This window comes from Aliirhizobium wenxiniae (assembly GCF_019511445.1).
In the GTDB taxonomy this organism is placed as follows: Bacteria; Pseudomonadota; Alphaproteobacteria; order Rhizobiales; family Rhizobiaceae; genus Neorhizobium; species Neorhizobium wenxiniae_A.
This window is the reverse complement of the sequence record NZ_JAEUAN010000001.1, coordinates 147,176-163,679: the sequence shown is the minus strand read 5'-3', so window position 1 is coordinate 163,679 and position 16,504 is coordinate 147,176. Positions and strand designations below refer to the sequence as shown.

At 59.7% G+C, this 16,504-nt stretch carries 14 protein-coding genes; 7 read left to right on the top strand and 7 right to left on the bottom strand.

Features of this window, described 5'->3' with window-relative positions; translation table 11 throughout:
- Positions 1-357 precede the first annotated feature (357 nt).
- A complete protein-coding gene (locus JNB91_RS00825) occupies positions 358-1,353 on the bottom strand; it encodes an MDR family oxidoreductase (protein ID WP_220323618.1) in 996 nt (331 codons plus the stop codon).
- 222 nt (positions 1,354-1,575) lie between these two features.
- Between JNB91_RS00825 and JNB91_RS00820 the strand changes: the two genes are divergently transcribed.
- From JNB91_RS00820 to JNB91_RS00810, 3 genes are all read left to right on the top strand, one after another.
- Positions 1,576-2,937, top strand: coding sequence for an NAD(P)-dependent oxidoreductase (locus tag JNB91_RS00820; RefSeq protein ID WP_220323617.1), 1,362 nt, complete (start codon positions 1,576-1,578; stop codon positions 2,935-2,937).
- Positions 2,938-2,952: 15 nt separating this feature from the next.
- Positions 2,953-4,266, top strand: coding sequence for an NAD-dependent dihydropyrimidine dehydrogenase subunit PreA (gene preA / locus JNB91_RS00815; protein WP_220323616.1), 1,314 nt, complete (start codon positions 2,953-2,955; stop codon positions 4,264-4,266).
- Between the two features lie 450 nt (positions 4,267-4,716).
- The gene (locus JNB91_RS00810; protein ID WP_223217997.1) at positions 4,717-5,673 is read left to right on the top strand and encodes a hypothetical protein; all 957 of its coding nucleotides are present in this window, start codon (positions 4,717-4,719) and stop codon (positions 5,671-5,673) included.
- Here JNB91_RS00810 and JNB91_RS00805 read toward each other — a convergent pair.
- From JNB91_RS00805 to ftrA, 4 genes are all read right to left on the bottom strand, one after another.
- A complete protein-coding gene (locus JNB91_RS00805; RefSeq protein ID WP_220323614.1) occupies positions 5,657-6,514 on the bottom strand; it encodes a Gfo/Idh/MocA family protein in 858 nt (285 codons plus the stop codon). The two genes, JNB91_RS00810 and JNB91_RS00805, sit on opposite strands and share 17 nt — an antisense overlap.
- A 9-nt stretch (positions 6,515-6,523) precedes the next feature.
- Entirely contained in the window at positions 6,524-7,609 is a 1,086-nt protein-coding gene (locus JNB91_RS00800; protein ID WP_222857413.1) for an NAD-dependent epimerase/dehydratase family protein, read from the bottom strand.
- Positions 7,610-7,629: 20 nt separating this feature from the next.
- Positions 7,630-8,943 (bottom strand): class I SAM-dependent methyltransferase, encoded by a 1,314-nt coding sequence (locus JNB91_RS00795; protein ID WP_346269236.1) that lies wholly within the window; start codon positions 8,941-8,943, stop codon positions 7,630-7,632.
- Positions 8,944-9,420: 477 nt separating this feature from the next.
- Positions 9,421-10,440, bottom strand: a complete 1,020-nt coding sequence (gene ftrA, locus JNB91_RS00790) for a transcriptional regulator FtrA (protein ID WP_220323612.1) — start codon at positions 10,438-10,440, stop codon at positions 9,421-9,423.
- A gap of 82 nt (positions 10,441-10,522) precedes the next feature.
- On the opposite strand from ftrA, the gene JNB91_RS00785 reads away from it, so the two are divergent.
- The 3 genes from JNB91_RS00785 (at position 10,523) to JNB91_RS00775 (ending at position 14,106) form a co-directional block, all read left to right on the top strand.
- Complete coding sequence (locus tag JNB91_RS00785; RefSeq protein ID WP_220323611.1) at positions 10,523-10,927, top strand: rhodanese-like domain-containing protein; 405 nt, start codon at positions 10,523-10,525, stop codon at positions 10,925-10,927.
- Between the two features lie 389 nt (positions 10,928-11,316).
- A complete protein-coding gene (locus JNB91_RS00780; RefSeq protein ID WP_220323610.1) occupies positions 11,317-13,224 on the top strand; it encodes a methyl-accepting chemotaxis protein in 1,908 nt (635 codons plus the stop codon).
- Between the two features lie 261 nt (positions 13,225-13,485).
- Positions 13,486-14,106, top strand: a complete 621-nt coding sequence (locus tag JNB91_RS00775; protein WP_148145775.1) for an acetate uptake transporter — start codon at positions 13,486-13,488, stop codon at positions 14,104-14,106.
- A gap of 63 nt (positions 14,107-14,169) precedes the next feature.
- On the opposite strand, the gene JNB91_RS00770 is transcribed toward JNB91_RS00775, so the two are convergent.
- A complete protein-coding gene (locus JNB91_RS00770) occupies positions 14,170-15,090 on the bottom strand; it encodes a LysR family transcriptional regulator (protein ID WP_220323609.1) in 921 nt (306 codons plus the stop codon).
- Between the two features lie 114 nt (positions 15,091-15,204).
- Here JNB91_RS00770 and JNB91_RS00765 point away from each other — a divergent pair, with 114 nt between their 5' ends.
- A complete protein-coding gene (locus JNB91_RS00765; RefSeq protein WP_220323608.1) occupies positions 15,205-16,242 on the top strand; it encodes a YeiH family protein in 1,038 nt (345 codons plus the stop codon).
- Positions 16,243-16,288: 46 nt separating this feature from the next.
- Here JNB91_RS00765 and JNB91_RS00760 read toward each other — a convergent pair whose 3' ends face one another.
- A complete protein-coding gene (locus JNB91_RS00760; RefSeq protein ID WP_220323607.1) occupies positions 16,289-16,480 on the bottom strand; it encodes a DUF2735 domain-containing protein in 192 nt (63 codons plus the stop codon).
- Positions 16,481-16,504: the final 24 nt, after the last annotated feature.

The following is a 16,504-nucleotide window of genomic DNA, read 5'->3' as shown; positions in this document are numbered from 1 at the left end:
TAAAACAATCCTAACCATGTATCGTAATGGGAAAAGGCGGACAATTATCAGATTTAGGGGTAATTTCAGTAGTTTGACATATATGAAGTGCAATAAAACCTCGTCGCCGCTCAACAATACGCTGTCCGCGGGACGTCCATTCTTCAGCCGGGATGGTCATTGATCGGGGCGAATAAATATGATCGGCAGGATTGGCTTGCTGCCAAATCTAACCAGAAGATCGGGATGGTGAGGCGTGTCTGCGCCACTGAGATCCGAATGAAACCCGGTTCACGACACAGGCATTGTTGAATAGGCAGTTAACTACGGCAGCCCTCACGTGTTGCAAGGGCTGCCGTTGTCAGGTTGGACAGACGATCAGGCTGTCACGTCGATCACGACCCGACCCCTGACCTTTCCGTCGACGATCGCCTGCGCAAGTTCCGGCAGTTTCGACATCGGCTCGACCGTCGTCATGGCGTCCAGCTTGGCCTTGTCCATATCGCGTGCGAGCCTGCTCCAGGCAGAAAGACGCTGTTCCCTCGGAGCCATGACGGAATCCACGCCGATCAGCGCGACGCTGCGCAGAATATGCGGCAGAACGGTTGCCGGAAGATCCGCACCTCCCGCCAGGCCGCAAGCGGCAATCGCTCCGCCCCGCGCGGTCTGCGCCAGCGCATTGGCAAGCGTGATCGAACCGACGCTGTCGATGCCGCCGGCCCACCGTTCCTTCTGCAAAGGTCCGTCCTTCTGCTGCAGCTCGGCCCGATCGATGAATTTCGTCGCCCCAAGCGATTCCAGATAGGCATGGGTTTCAGGCCGCCCAGTGGAGGCCGTGACATTGTAGCCGCGAGCGGAAAGCAGCGCGATCGCCACCGAACCGACACCGCCGGCAGCGCCGGTCACCAGCACCTCGCCCTCACCCGGCTTGATCGCGCCCCATTTTTCAAGCGCATCGACGCAAAGCGCGGATGTATAGCCCGCCGTGCCGATCGCCATCGCCTGCTGCAGGGAAAATGCGTCCGGCAGCGGGATCAACCATTCGGCCTTTACGCGCTGATAGCGCCCATAGGCGCCCGGTTCGGTCTCCGAAAGACCCCATCCGTTCAGGATCACCTTGTCGCCCGGCTTCCAATCTGGAGACCGCGACTCGATCACCGTACCGGAAATATCGATCCCGGCGATCAAAGGCGTCCGGCGGGCGATGCGCCCCTTTCCCGTAATAGCCAGCCCGTCCTTGTAGTTCAGCGTCGAATAGGCGATCTCGACGAGGACATCGTTGTCGGGCAAGTCCTTGAGGGAAACCTCGCGAAAACCCGCTGCCGGCTTGCCGTCGACAGTGTCGATGACCATCGCTCTGAACGTTTCAACCATTTCGTCACTCCAATTGCTTTGATCTACGGTTCGGTATTTAGGGCCGCCGCAGGTTCCGGCTATTGATGCAGGTCACGATAGCCGGAACCGGAGACCATGTGATCCGCCGCATGAGGCGTTATCGGCACCTCCTTCGGTAGAAATTTTACCGTTTGATAAAATTTTGAGCCGTGTTACGATCTGCCCAATAGTTGTCCATAACCATATAATGAGGGAACTCGGATGGAACGACTGGGAAGCGGGATCGAGGCCGGCAGGCTCTCGACCAACGAATACGCATCGAATTTTTCCGACCTTCACCCGCGCCTCGACCGCCACGAGGCACTGGTGGCAGCAGACCGCTGTTACTTCTGTTACGACGCGCCGTGCATGACGGCCTGTCCCACCGCCATCGATATCCCGATGTTCATCCGGCAGATATCGACTGGCAACCCGCTCGGATCGGCCCAGACCATCTTCGCCCAGAACATTCTCGGCGGCATGTGCGCCCGAGTCTGTCCCACCGAAACGCTGTGCGAGGACGTCTGCGTCCGCAACACGGCGGAAGACCGCCCGGTCGAGATCGGCAGGCTGCAGCGTTATGCAACCGACATCGCCATGGAGGAAGGGCGGCAGTTCTTCGAGCGCAAGGCCCCAAGCGGCAAGAAGATCGCCGTTGTCGGCGCGGGCCCCGCAGGCCTTGCCGCAGCGCATCGCCTGGCGGTGAACGGCCACGACGTCACCATCCTCGAAGCCCGCGAAAAATCCGGCGGCCTCAACGAATACGGCATAGCCACCTACAAGGCGGTTGATGACTTTGCCCAGCGCGAGGTCGATTATGTCACCGCCATCGGTGGCATCACCATCGAGCACGGCAAGGCTCTCGGCCGCGATTATTCGCTGTCCGACCTGAGTGCAGAATATGACGCCGTCTTCCTCGGCATGGGCCTTTCCGGCGTCAACGGCCTCGGCATCGAGGGCGAAGACCTGTCCGGCGTCGAAGATGCGGTCGATTTCATCGCAACGCTACGCCAGGCTGAAGACAAGGCGACCATCCCGGTCGGACGCCGCGTCGTCGTCCTCGGCGGCGGCATGACCGCCATCGATGCCGCGATCCAGGCAAAGCTGCTCGGCGCGGAGGAAGTGACGATCTGCTATCGCCGCGGCAAGCAGAACATGAACGCCTCGGAATACGAGCAGGATCTCGCCGCCTCGAAAGGCGTCATCATCCGCCACTGGCTGGCGCCGAAATCGATCATCGGCAAGGATGGAAAGGTGGTCGGCATCGAGGTCGAATATACCGCGATGACCGATGGGAAGCTCACCACCACCGGCGAAACCGGCATCATCGCCGCCGACCAGATTTTCAAGGCCATCGGCCAGAGCTTCTCTGCTACCGGCCTCGGCGCACTGCAGTTCGACAAAGGCAAGATCGTTGTCGACGATCAGGGCCGCACGTCGATCGAAAACGTCTGGGCCGGCGGTGACTGTATCGGCACCGGCGAGGACCTCACCGTTTCGGCCGTCGCGCAAGGGCGCGATGCTGCCGAAAGTATCAACCGCATGCTCGCAGCCGGTGCTCAACCGGCCAGTGCAGTGGCCTGAGGGGAGTTTTCAACCATGGCTGATATCCGCAACAACTTCATCGGCATCAAATCCCCCAACCCCTTCTGGCTCGCCTCTGCCCCGCCGACAGACAAGGCTTACAATGTCGAGCGCGCCTTCAAGGCCGGCTGGGGCGGCGTCGTCTGGAAGACGCTGGGCGAACAGGGCCCGCCGGTCGTCAACGTCAACGGCCCGCGCTACGGCGCGATCTGGGGCGCAGACCGCAGACTTTTGGGCCTCAACAATATCGAACTGATCACAGACCGCGACCTCTACACCAATCTCATCGAGATGAAGCAGGTGAAGAAGAACTGGCCGGATCGGGCCATCGTCGCCTCGATCATGGTCCCTTGCGAGGAAAACGCCTGGAAGGCGATCCTGCCGCTGGTGGAAGAGACGGAAGTCGACGGCATCGAACTGAATTTCGGCTGTCCGCATGGCATGTCGGAGCGCGGCATGGGCTCCGCCGTCGGCCAGGTGCCGGAATATATCGAAATGGTGGTGCGCTGGTGCAAGCAATATACCCGCATGCCGGTCATCACCAAGCTGACGCCCAATATCACCGACATCCGCCATCCCGCCCGCGCCGCCAAGCGCGGTGGCACCGATGCCGTCTCGCTGATCAACACCATCTCCTCGATCGTCTCCGTCGATCTCGACAGTTTTTCGCCCAACCCGTCGATCAACGGCAAGGGATCGCACGGCGGTTATTGCGGCCCGGCGGTCAAGCCGATCGCGCTCAATATGGTCGCCGAAATCGCCCGCGATCCGGAAACCTACGGCCTGCCGATCTCCGGCATCGGCGGCGTGACGACATGGCGTGATGCCGCCGAATTCCTGGCGCTGGGAGCCGGCAACGTGCAGGTCTGCACCGCCGCCATGACCTACGGCTTCAAGATCGTCGAGGAGATGATAACCGGCCTGTCCAACTGGATGGACACCAAGGGCCATCGTACCCTCGATGACATCACCGGCCGCGCCGTGCAGAACGTCACCGACTGGCAGTATCTCAACCTCAACTACATCGCCAAGGCGCATATCGACCAGGACGCCTGCATCAAATGCGGCCGCTGCCACATCGCCTGCGAGGACACCTCGCATCAGGCGATCACCGCGATGGTCGACGGCGTCAGGCATTTCGAGGTAAAGGAAGAGGATTGCGTCGGCTGCAATCTCTGCGTCAACGTCTGTCCGGTGGAAAACTGCATCACCATGGAAGCACTGCCCGCAGGTTCCCTCGACCAACGCACAGGTCGGCCGGTCGATCCAAACTACGCCAACTGGACGACCCACCCCAACAACCCGATGGCGCGGCAGGCGGCGGAATAGCGAAGCCTGCTGAAAAGACGTATCCCGGCAGGCCACCCGCCTGACCGGGAACACGGATGCCGTCAAAGATTCAAAAAAATGATGAGCGCTTGCGCAGATGCCAGGCGTGACAGTGTTGGAAGCGATGACACGCAGGGATGAGAGCCATCCAGCTGCAGAAAGTCTCATGCGGCTCTCTACACAGCAATCGAAGATCTAACTGCGGCAGAAGCTTAAGCCGCTGAAGTCAGCTTCGACATCATTATAGATAACGGGTGAATTTTTCGCGGGCCTAAGCGCAAAGCCAACCTCACGCAAGTAAGAGTGTTCTATAGTCCGGTCGAAATTCATAAACATTTCAGGAACATTTAACTTCAGAGTTTTAGAAAATTTTCCGGAAAAGCTGGAGCGGAAACAACCCCATGGTACAAGGTTGAGACGATCGGGCGAAAAATATTATGAGAGATGGGCATGCAGCTAGAAGAGTGGAACGTGCAGAAGGAAGCCCGCCGAAAGGTGTTTTCCGAGGGCATGGCCCTGCGTTCGCAGACGCAGGTTCGGTTGAGTGAAGGGATATTCAGCAAGGCCGAGACTAGCGACCTGATATCATTGGTAAACCTGAAGGCCATCGAAAAGTTCGAGCCCGACACGATCTATATACTGAACAGCAATGATGTCGCCCAGATTGGGCAGAAGTATATGGGCATGTTTCTCCAGCAGCCACGTGCTCATATCTGCATCTGGGATTTCGATAATCATCATGCGATTAACGAATCACAGAAATTGGCGCTCTTGTCCGACTTCTACGTGCCCTGCCATCCTCACAACAATGAGATTTACGCTGGCCTGACCAAGGCGATGGGAACGCCAGTAAGCGCCGCGGTCATCCAGTGGTCACGCGCCTTTCTGAGCGAACATCGCGATCGCCTTCTGGCCGCAGCGCGTGATCCGCAACCCCTCGGGCGTCACATCCTCTATCCGCAATTCCCCGAGCGCAATGCGATGCTCAGGACGTTGAGCGCGTATTTCAAGCACGTCGGCCCGGCAACGCGGGTGTATCATGAGCGCACGGAATTGGACCGGCTAGACGAATGGGCGGCCCATATGAGCCACTGGATCGTCCCGACCCGAGGCGATCTGCCGATCCGCGTCTTTGATGCATTGATTACCGGGGGTGTACCGATCCTTCCGGCCAGCCTGAAAGATCTTCCGGCCCTAGCCGATCTGCAGGAGCATCTGTTTTATTTCGAGCCGAACGATGTGGAGGCTCCTCTGGCCATTGCTGCGGCGGCGAATGCACATTTCGGCAAGCAGGGCGAGGCCGGCATAATCGCGCGTCACGAACTTGCCATGGCAAAAGGCCATATGGACTCGCGCGTTCAGGACATTCTCGCGCAGATCCACGAACACCTCAAACCGGCCAATTGATCGCGACCGGAGCGCCTTCTGCTGCTGCGGAGCGCTCGATGGCATCCAGGCTGCGCAGCACGTCCTCTGCCGCATAGAGTGGAGAGGGATTGTCGCGCACGCCACGGATCAGATCGACGAAGGCGCGAAGTTCGCGGGTTAGAGGCAATTCGGGATCATAGGCAAGGGCGACACTCTCACCGTCACGCATCAATGTGACTTTCTGCGCGGCCTTGTCGTCAAGGATGAGGCGCCCCCCCGTGCCCGTGGCGGTGATCCGAAAGGCCGGTTCGGGCGATAACCAGCTGGCCTCGAGGTCGAAAACTCGGCCCTCGTAGGACAGTTGCGCAGCCACGCGAAGTGGTCTCGCTCCGCCTTCAAGCGACCGGGCCGTCGCGCGGTCTGCCGGAGTGCCGAAGATCCGCGCCGCCAGCGACAAGGGATGCGGCAGCCAATCCCAGATCACGGAAGTATCGTCACGCGGCTTGCCATTGGCGCAGAACGCGGTTGCCGATTGAAGCTCACCGATCTCCGGCAAAGCCGCACAGAAAGCCTCTGCGGCGTGGTTGAACCGGTGCAGGTGCCCGGCAAAGACATGGCTGCCCGAAGCATCGGCCGCCGCCTTGAGGCGCAAAAAATCCTCAAGGCTGGTTGCGACAGGCTTTTCAATAAAGCACGCCACCCCCGCCTCCACGAACGGGAGGGCCGAGGAGACATGGTCCTTGCTCCTGTTGGCGATGATGACGCCGTCGACAGAAACGCCGGGGCCGCTCAACGGCACCCAGCGCAGTTCGGGCAGGCTGTCCAGGGTGGCGCCAATGATGCGCGCCCAGGCACCCCGCCCGATAAGACCGATAGTCACCACCTGCCGTTATCCGGCCAGCTTGACCGCCACCTCAGGCTCGAAATCGATATAGCTCTGCTCACGGCGGGCCCAGTCGATAAAGCGCGCCAGACCTTCTTCGACATCCACCTCGGCGGTATATCCAAAGGTCTCCCGTGCCTTGGTGATATCGGGGCAGCGACGGTTCGGTTCTCCAGCCGGATAGGTGTCCGGGTAATCGATCCTGGTGAAGGAAGCGCCGGGCACCAGCTTGGGATACATCTCCGCCAGGCTGGTCATCGAGATCTCGTTATCGGGGTTTCCGATATTGTAGGCCTCGCCGCGCCGGCCGTTGAGCAGCGTCATCAGGAAGCCATAGATGGCATCGGTGATGTAGCAGAAGGTGCGTGTCTGCAGGCCGTTGCCATGCACAGGGATCGTTCGGCCATTGAGCGCCTGATAGGTGAACATCGGGATCACGCGGCGGTCATTGTGACCCATGCCGGGACCAAAGACGTTGAACGGGCGCACGATCTTTGTCGGCACGTTGTAATGCTCATTATAGATCGTGCAGAGCGTCTCGCCCAGGCGCTTGGATTCGTCGTAGCAGGCGCGCGGACCGACTGTCGAAACGTTGCCGTGGTAATCTTCCTTGGTCGGCACCGCGCGAGGATCGGGGTCGCCGTAGATCTCGGAGGAGCTGAAGAACAGGAAGCCTTCGAGGTTATTGTTGCGCGAAGCCAGATCCAGAAGGTTGCGTGTGCCATGCACCGCGCTCTCGATGGTCTCGAGCGGATAGCGCATGTAATAAACCGGCGAGGCGATGCCCGCGCCCTGGATGATAAAGTCGATATCTTCGCGCACCGGCAGCGGATGGGTCACATCGGCCCAGACCTGCATGATGTTGGGATCGCGCACGATGCTTTCATCGAGGTTCTTGGTGCCGGTGATGTAATTATCCACCGAGATGACCGAGCACGGCTTGTCCAGCACATCGCGGTTCAGCGCCTGAAACACCTTGAGGAAGTGCTTGCCCAGGAAACCAGCCCCGCCAGCCAGCAGGACAGTCTTTCCCGAAAACCGATGGGCATCGGCACCAAGACGCTCGACGATACGTTGAATTTCTTTCGACATTTCTTTCACCACTTCAGTGATCAGGAAGCTTTGAGTTCGACAAGCGGAATCGGCATGTAATAGTCATACGCATTGCCAGTTTTTTTCCGGATGTCATCGATGTATTCGTATGCGAAGACCAGGAGAACCTCGGGCTTGTAGGTCTCAAGTTCAGAGGCAGCCACGACCGGAATATGCGCGCCGGGCGAGGTGCGTCCCTGTTTCAGCGGGCTGTCATCAATCGTGAAGGGCAGCAGTTCGGCGTCGATGCCACCGAAATTGGTAATGGTCGAAAGCCGTGCAGGTGCGCCGTAGCCCGCCACCTTGACGCCGTCCTGCCGCCAGCGCTTCAGGCCGGCAACCAGCTTGTCGGTCAGATCGCGGCAGCGCTGGCCAAAGTCCGTCAATGCGGCAGTGTTCAGCACCTTCAACTCGGTCGCAATCAGCGCCGCCAACTCAGGCGCCTCAATGCCAGCGGTAGCGCGCATCAACGTGAAGCGAAGGGAGCCGCCATGCTGGGCCACGGGCTCGACCGCAGTGATCACCATGCCGTGCTTGCCGAACAGCTGCTTCATCGACGAGATCGAGTAGTAGAAGATCCGGTCGAGATAGAATCGCTCGAACTGAACCTGACTGATCATGTTGAGGATATACTCGACTTCGATCACCAGCTTGCCGTCTTCAGCCAGCAGGATGTCTGCCGCACGGATGAACTGATCCGGAGCGTCGAGATGTGTGAAGACGCTGCTGGCAACGATCACATCTGCCGGCCCATGGCTCTCCAGCACCTGCCGCGCCGAGTTTTCCTCGAAGAAGGCGCAGAGTGTTTCCAGCCCCTCGTCATTGGCAAGCTTGGAAACATTGATGGAAGGCTCAACCCCCAGCGCCCGAACGCCTAGACCTTTGAGTGGACGCAGCAACACGCCATCATTGGAGCCCACATCGACGACGAATTTGGCCGTTTTCAGCTGCTCGGCGAGCGCTTCGAAATGGCGAACCAGCCCCCCGTTGACCGAACTCAGGTAATAGTAATCCTCGAACATGATGGATCGCGGGACCATTTCGCCGAGCTGAACATTCTTGCAGTCATCGCAAAAGAACACCTCAAGCGGGAAGAACTTCTCCTCCTGAAAATCAGCCGGCTTGGGATACTTGTTTGCAAGAGGCTGGCGCCCCAGATCCAGAAACTTGTTCAAAAACTGCCCATCACACAGGGAACAGCACTTCGACATCGGGAACCCTTTTAATAAAACGTGAAAAACTACTTCGAATCGACGGTAGCGGCGGTGCTCTGGACAAAGGTTCCTCAAGGAAAGACTCCGGTGGCGAGAGCGTTTCGCAATCTGCCTTTCCACCCGCTACGGCATACTCCCGAAACTTGGTTTGCACTCCCAAAACCTGTTCATTCCCGGCCTTTGCCTCGACATTCGAAACGGCCAGGCACCGAAAAAGGGATGCCAGACAGTTCGCTGCGCCATTGTGAAGGGCATGCGCGTTTCCATTGCTTTACGGTACCCGCAGTTAAGCTTGCCTACGTCAGCCCACTACGCTTTCCGTTAGCTGCGTTCCTAGAGATTTAAGCTTGCGGGAAGCTGTCTAGTGCCCGATCCAACTCTTGCAATATTTTGCGCCTTGCTTTGGCAACACTACGTGACAGAGACCGATACTCTCTGCCCTTGCCAAATGAACATTGCCTCTCTCTGGAAATGGCGCTCCGTTTCAAAAAAAAGCATTTGGCCTGTCGATGGACACGTTGATGCGAATGCACAACAGCCTCGATATCGCTCGGGCGCAGTGCAGGAAATAGGAGAGCAACCTCCTCCTCTACTGCCTCAAATCGCGTCCGTGAGACGGCCCGCAAACGTCTTCCTGTAAGCCGCCGGGCTCGTCCCCAGCCGCTTGCGAAAATGATGCCGCAAGGTTGCCTGCGTGCCGAAACCACAGGCGATCGCGATATCGTCCAGCGAGGATGATATTTGTTTTTCGAGCAGCTCGCGCGCCAGCCTCACACGCTCTTTGACCAGCCATTCCCCGACACTGTCGCCGGTCGCCGCCTCGAAACGGCGCTGGAAGGTACGCGTGCTCATGCCGGCCCGTTCCGCCAGCATCCGGATCGGCAGCTCCTCGAAAAGCCGCTCGCGCATCCATTCGATCAGCGGGCCAAGCCGAAGCCCCTCCCTTTCCTGCGGCACCGGCGAGGTGATGAACTGCGCCTGCCCTCCTTCGCGATGCGGCGGCACGACAAGCCGGCGCGCAACGCTGTTGGCCGCTTCGACACCGAAATCGCCGCGCACCACATGCAGGCAAAGATCGATCCCGGCAGCGCTTCCCGCAGCCGTCAGCGTATTGCCCTCATCCATATAGAGAACATCCGCATCAAAGGCGGCATCGGGATAGGCCGCGGCGATCGCCTCGACATACCGCCAATGCGTGGTCGCACGCCTTCCGTTCAGCAGGCCGGCAGCCGCAAGAACCGCGACGCCCGAACACAGCGACATGACCCGCGCGCCCTGTCTATGCGCCGTCTGCAGCGCCTCGATCAGAAGACCCGGCACCGGCTCGCCGATCCCGCGCCAACCCGGAACGATAATAAGGTCGGCCTCCGCCAGCGCCTCCAGTCCTGCATCGACGGAAACGGTCAGGCCGCCGGCGGCGCGCAACGGTCCCGGTTCGACGCCCGCGACAGAGAACCGATACCAGCCCTCACCCATCTCCGGTCGCGCCAGACCGAAGACCTCATGGGCAATGCCGAATTCGAAGGTGCAGAGCCCGTCATAGACAAGGGTGACGACATGCGGGCCGTTTGTTCGGTGAGTAGACAGTTTTGGCATGATCTTTACGCTACAAGTCATGATGGCCAATTCCGAACATCCCTATCATCAGGCATGATCACCCGCAACAGAGCCTCCCGCAACACAAGGAAAGGAACGCCTCATGCCAAGCCCCGTCTCGGATTTTCCCGCCGCCGCCCCACAGGATGCCGTCGACCACTTTTCCCGCAAGCTCGCCTTTGAAGCTGACTGCTGGGACGTGCATGCCTCTTTTGCCTCCGGCATGGTCGATTTCGTCCTGCTTGATGTGCGCTCCCCTGCACTCTTCGCTCAGGCTCATGTTCCTGGCGCGCTCAATCTGCCCCACGGCAAGATGACCGCACATAAGATGTCGCAATGGAAGGCGGATACCTTGTTTGTCGTCTATTGCGCCGGGCCTCATTGCAACGGCGCAGACAAGGCCGCACGGCGCCTCTCCGGCCTCGGCCTCGCCGTCAAGGTGATGATCGGCGGCATGACCGGCTGGGCCGACGAAGGCTTCATCTACGACACCGCTGCAGCGGCATGACAGGAGATGAAACGGTTGCGCGGTTGCATAAACGGCGCCCGTTTCTGACAAAAAGCAGGAGGGTCGAGAAAATTCCCGGCACGCCAAACAAAAAAATCAACTATATGCTGCACTGCAGCAAAGCATCCAGTTAATCACACGCGCAGAAGATGAAGTGTCGGGCAAATAAGGAATTTTAGTCGCATCTTTTACGAGCAATTGCTCGAGTTTAGATGTTTTGCTCAAAAATAATCATGAAAGTGCGGCAGGCCTGAAAGCAAATAACGCGGCATCGAAAGCATTTTAACTCACAATTAGTTCAACCCTGACAATAATTTAGCGCGGCATCCTGACACGTCTCTGAAGACGGCAGCGAGCTGACGTGTTGGGCAAACTAAGTGGTGTGCATTATGGCATTTCGAGATATGGCTATTTCGAAGAAACTCGGTCTCGTCACCGTCGTGATGGGCCTTTCTTCCCTGATTATTGCAGGTGTTGCAGCGTCCGGCCTTTTCGGCCTGCAGAAAGCGATGATTTCCGTCGGCGCGCGCGAGGAAGTCGCTCGCGAAGCGATGGATTTGCGCGTCGATATCATCGCCATCAGCCGCATGACCTACCAGCTGGCGGCAGCGCCGGATAAGGCGAAGGATTTCCGCGCCGAAACGGACAAGCGCTCTTCCGAAATGCTCGGCCGCCTGCCGAAGATCGAATCCACCGCAGATGCGACCGAAAAGGATCAGCTCAAGGCGATCCGCGGCGCAATGGATAGCTATTTCGGCATGATCCGCGCCATGGTCGACACCGCCGAGAAGAACCCGGCCGATACGACAGCGATTTCCGCCGCCCTGAAGACCGCGCTCGATGGCCAGAAGGTCGTCACAGATACGGTCAAGGTCTACAGCACCTATTCCGGCAAGTCGCTGGCCGAGGCGCGTGAATCCGCCGTCGCCTCTTCGACGACCGCAATCCTCATCTCGGCCGTCTCCGCCGTCGTCTTCATCATCATCGGCGCAGCAATCAGCCTGATGGTTGCGACCCGCGGTATCGTCAGCCCGATCCGTTCGCTGACCCAGGCGATGAGCCGCCTTGCCAATGGCGAACTCGACAACCTCAAGATCGACGCTGCCCGCAAGGACGAGATCGGTGAAATGGCCCGCGCGGTCGAGGTTTTCCGCACCAATGCGCTCGCCATGGATGAACTGAAAGCCCAGGAAGCCGCCCTGCATCGCAGCAGCAGCGACCTGCAGTCGAGCATTTCGACGGTCGTCGCTTCCGCCGTGGCCGGCGACTTCTCCGGCCGCATCTCGAAGGACTACCAGAACGAAGACCTCAACCGCTTCGCCTCCGGCGTCAACGAACTGGTCGCAAGCGTCGAATCCGCAACAACCGAAGTCCGTCGCGTCATCGCAGCCCTTGCCGATGCCGACCTGACGCAGAGCATGAACGGTCAGTTCCAGGGCGCCTTCGCCGAGCTACAGACCAACGTCAACCACACGATGGTCCGCCTGCGCGGGACTATGAACAACGTTCGCGGCGCTGCCGGTACCATCAACAACAACTCCGCCGAACTGTCGTCCGCCGCCAACGACCTGTCCAAGCGCACCGAACAGCAGGCCGCAGCACTGGAAGAAACAGCAGCCGCTCTCGACGAGATCACCGCAACCGTCCGTGCCGCCTCGTCGCGCGCCACCGAAGCACGCGACATGGTTCATGCCACCAAGCAGAGCGCAACCAAGTCCGGCGACATCGTCCGCTCGGCCGTCACCGCCATGGGCCGCATCGAAGACTCATCCAGCAAGATCAGCCAGATCATCGGCGTGATCGACGAGATCGCCTTCCAGACCAACCTGCTGGCCCTCAACGCAGGCGTCGAGGCAGCCCGTGCGGGTGAAGCCGGCCGCGGCTTTGCCGTCGTCGCTCAGGAAGTCCGCGAGCTGGCCCAGCGCTCCGCAAATGCTGCCAAGGAAATCAAGACGCTGATCAGCGCGTCTGCCGCCGAAGTCGAAGGCGGTGTCTCGCTGGTCCGTTCGACGGGTGACGCACTGCTGGAGATCGAAGGCCTCGTCAACAAGGTCAACGAGCATGTGGAATCGATCGCCACCGCCGCTCGCGAACAGGCAACGGCGCTCGCCGAGATCAACTCCTCGGTCAACCATATGGACCAGATGACCCAGAAGAATGCGGCCATGGTCGAAGAAACCACCGCCGCCAGCGAAACGCTTGCCGAAGAAAGCCGCCAGTTGCAGCAGATCCTGTCGAGCTTCAAGCTCGGCGGCGTCGAGGCAACTGCCTCCCGCGGCATGCGCTACGCAGCCTGACCGAAACATCGACAACAAACGCGAAAGCCCGGCATTGCCGGGCTTTTTTGGTTGAAGCGTCGCACAGTCCTCCGTCACTCGAGACGCATCATCGGGGCCGGATATTGCAAAACGCAAACGGCAGATGAGACCAACCGCCGCATTTGATCGAGATCACTCTCACCGGGCAAACACCACGCTAGTCAGCGCACCCTAATGCGCGCTGCACACATGAGGAGGGTGGCAGCATGTGAACACAGCCACCCCAACCATGGATCAGTTATGAACGCGAACGTCCCCCCATCCTCCACCAGCACGGCAACACCGACTGAACACGCCGCAGCCTCGCATGGCGGCCACGGCAACCCTGCTGTTGTCGGCCTTGCCGGTTTCGGCATGACCACCATCGTCCTGCAGTTCCACAATGTCGGCTGGGCCTCGCTCGGACCGGTCATCTGGATGGGTCTGATCTTCGGCGGCCTCGCCCAGCTGATCGCCGGTTTGCATGAAGGCAAGATCGGCAACAATTTCGGCTACAGCGCCTTCACTGCCTATGGCTGCTTCTGGATCGCCCTTTGCCTGATCCAGATCGGCAATGCGATGGGCCTTTTTGCCGTCAGCGAAACCGATCTCGGCTGGTTCCTGGTCATCTGGGCCATCTACACCGCCATCATGACCCCGGGCGCGATGCGCGCAAGCACCGGCCTCGGCCTCGTCTTCATCACCCTGTTCATCGGCTTCGTCCTGCTCGTCATCGGCCATTTCGGTCCGCATGTCTTCAATGTCATCGCCGGTTACGAACTGATGGTCTGCGGCGCGCTGGCGCTCTATGTCATGGCGCACCAGATCTATAAGGACGCCTTCGGCCGCGACGTGCTGCCGGTCGGCAAGCCGATGATCTGAACCAGATAGCGACACTATCGGAATTGCACGGCCTCGTCATTTCAAGGACGGGGCCGTTTTGTTTCATCTCACCTCGGTCACGCCTGCCAACTCCTCGTCTCCAAAGTCCTGGTCGAGAAGATCGAGCATCGAGCGCAAGGCACGCGTCACATGGCGCTCCGAGTGATAGACGGCGGAAAACTGGCGTAGCGGCATGGGAAAATCCACCACATGCAGCCGCCCGGCCATCGAGTGAAACTGGGTTGCGCGGCTGGAAAGCACAGTCGCCGAAAGCCCCGCCTCCACCGCCGCCATCACCGCCTCGTTCGACGGCAGTTCGAGAACGACCGACAAAGCCTGCTGATCAAGGCCGAGGCTTGAAAGCTGGCTCTCGAATGCGGCTCTCGTGCCCGACCCTGCCTCACGCATGATCCAGTTGGTCTCAAGCAGGTCATCCGCCTCAAGCTTTCGGCCATCCGCCCAGGCATGACGCCGACCGACAACGAGAACGAGCCGATCCTCCGCAACCGTCGAGCGCGTGAGACCCGAAGCTGTAACCTCGCCTTCGACCACGGCAAGATCCGCCTCGCCCGTCACCACCGCCTCAACCGCACTCTGTGTATTGCCGACGGAAAGCCTCAGGTCGACGCGCGGAAACCGCTCGTGATAGGCGACCAGCCGCAACGGTAGCCAATAACTCGCCACCGTCTGGCTCGCATGGACGCGCAGAACGCCGGAAGCCGAACCGCCGAGATCGGCAAGCGCCAGCTCGGCCGCCCTCGCCCGCTCCATCACCGCCCGCGCCTCATCGACGAAAAGCCGCCCCGCCTCCGTCAGCGCGATACGCCGCCCGACCCGATCGAACAGGATGACCCCATGACGGGCCTCCAGCGCCGAGATTGCGGCGCTGACCGCCGACTGCGTAAGACGGAGCGCTTCCGCCGCACGCGTCACATGCTCCAGCCGCGCAACTTCAAGAAATATCTTCAACTGTTCCAGCGTCATCGGCTCACCATTCGATTTTATCGAACGATATCACAAAACTTATGAATTTGATTTGTTCTTTCTCGAAATGGAGAATGACATTCGAGAATCCTGTAATTTCGTGGAATTTAAACAATGTCATTTTCAGACTGGGCAGAACGTCCTTATTCATCCCTTTCGGGATTGAAGCCGCTTCTGCCCGGCTTGGCACTGACGGCCGCAATCGCTGCGGCGGCATTGACGATCAGATCGGCGACCGGGTGGATGGCGCTGAGCCCGCTAATTCTCTCCATCATCCTCGGCATGCTGATCCGCAACACCATCGCCCTGCCGCAGGCCGTCGAAGCCGGCATCCAGTTCTCGCTGAAACGCATCCTGAGGGCCGGCATCATCCTGCTCGGTCTGCAGGTCACGATAGCCCAGATTCTGTCGCTCGGCGGCTCGGCCCTTCTAATGGTGGCACTGACGCTGGTGGCGACATTTCTCGCGATACGCCTGACCGGCAGGCTGATGGGGGTCGACAGGCAACTGACCGATCTGATTGCAGCCGGAACCTCTGTCTGCGGCGCATCCGCCGTTATCGCGGCCAATACCGTCGTGCGCGGCAGGCAGGAACATGTCGCCTATGCCGTCGCCTGCGTCACCCTTTTCGGCTCGATCTCGATGATCGCCTATCCGCTGCTGGCTGCGCCGCTGGGTCTTGATGAACGCGCCTACGGCCTCTGGTCCGGCGCCACCATCCACGAGGTCGCGCAGGTCGTAGCCGCGTCCTTTCAGGCCGGCGACGTGGCTGGCCAGTTCGGCACGATCTCCAAGCTGGCACGCGTCGTCCTGCTCGCCCCACTGATCATGACGCTGGCCTTGGCCATGCGATCAGGGTCCGGCGCCAACTTGAACGACGGCCAGCGCGTATCGTCACCCATTCCGTGGTTCGTCCTCGGTTTCGTCGCAATGATGTTGGTAAACAGTGCGGTTTCCATCCCCGCGGATCTGACCGGAAACATCGTCATGCTGACGAATTTCCTTCTGTCCATGGCGCTTGCCGCCATGGGCCTGCAGGCGAATATCGGCAAACTGCGTGCTGAAGGATGGCGACCGCTGGCGCTCGGCGCATTCGGCTGGATTTTCATCGCTGCCTTCGGCTATGCCGCATTGAAGCTCTTCGGCTTCTGATCAGACCACCCGCGATCGGGTGGCTTCAGACATTATGAAACCGATGTCAGCAGGGTTTCGGCGCGTCGTGCGCGTGCTCATCCTCGCGAATGGCCTCGCCGTGGTACCAGCAGGTATCCACCACGGAGAAAATCACCTCCTTGGAAGAAACCGGCGCGGTCAGCCCATTATCAAGACGTCTCCGCTGCATCAGGGGAAACTCATAAATCTTTGCTGTTTCACGATGGATGCTTGCCATCTATCGCCTCCTGAACGACTGCAT

Coding starts and splice junctions, on each gene's coding strand:
- JNB91_RS00820 (WP_220323617.1), top strand. CDS start 1,576: ATGGAACGACTGGGAAGCGGGATCGAGGCCGGCAGGCTCTCGACCAAC.
- JNB91_RS00760 (WP_220323607.1), bottom strand. CDS start 16,480: ATGGCAAGCATCCATCGTGAAACAGCAAAGATTTATGAGTTTCCCCTG.
- JNB91_RS00825 (WP_220323618.1), bottom strand. CDS start 1,353: ATGGTTGAAACGTTCAGAGCGATGGTCATCGACACTGTCGACGGCAAG.
- JNB91_RS00775 (WP_148145775.1), top strand. CDS start 13,486: ATGAACGCGAACGTCCCCCCATCCTCCACCAGCACGGCAACACCGACT.
- preA (WP_220323616.1), top strand. CDS start 2,953: ATGGCTGATATCCGCAACAACTTCATCGGCATCAAATCCCCCAACCCC.
- JNB91_RS00765 (WP_220323608.1), top strand. CDS start 15,205: ATGTCATTTTCAGACTGGGCAGAACGTCCTTATTCATCCCTTTCGGGA.
- JNB91_RS00800 (WP_222857413.1), bottom strand. CDS start 7,609: ATGTCGAAAGAAATTCAACGTATCGTCGAGCGTCTTGGTGCCGATGCC.
- JNB91_RS00810 (WP_223217997.1), top strand. CDS start 4,717: ATGCAGCTAGAAGAGTGGAACGTGCAGAAGGAAGCCCGCCGAAAGGTG.
- JNB91_RS00785 (WP_220323611.1), top strand. CDS start 10,523: ATGCCAAGCCCCGTCTCGGATTTTCCCGCCGCCGCCCCACAGGATGCC.
- ftrA (WP_220323612.1), bottom strand. CDS start 10,440: ATGACTTGTAGCGTAAAGATCATGCCAAAACTGTCTACTCACCGAACA.
- JNB91_RS00770 (WP_220323609.1), bottom strand. CDS start 15,090: ATGACGCTGGAACAGTTGAAGATATTTCTTGAAGTTGCGCGGCTGGAG.
- JNB91_RS00780 (WP_220323610.1), top strand. CDS start 11,317: ATGGCATTTCGAGATATGGCTATTTCGAAGAAACTCGGTCTCGTCACC.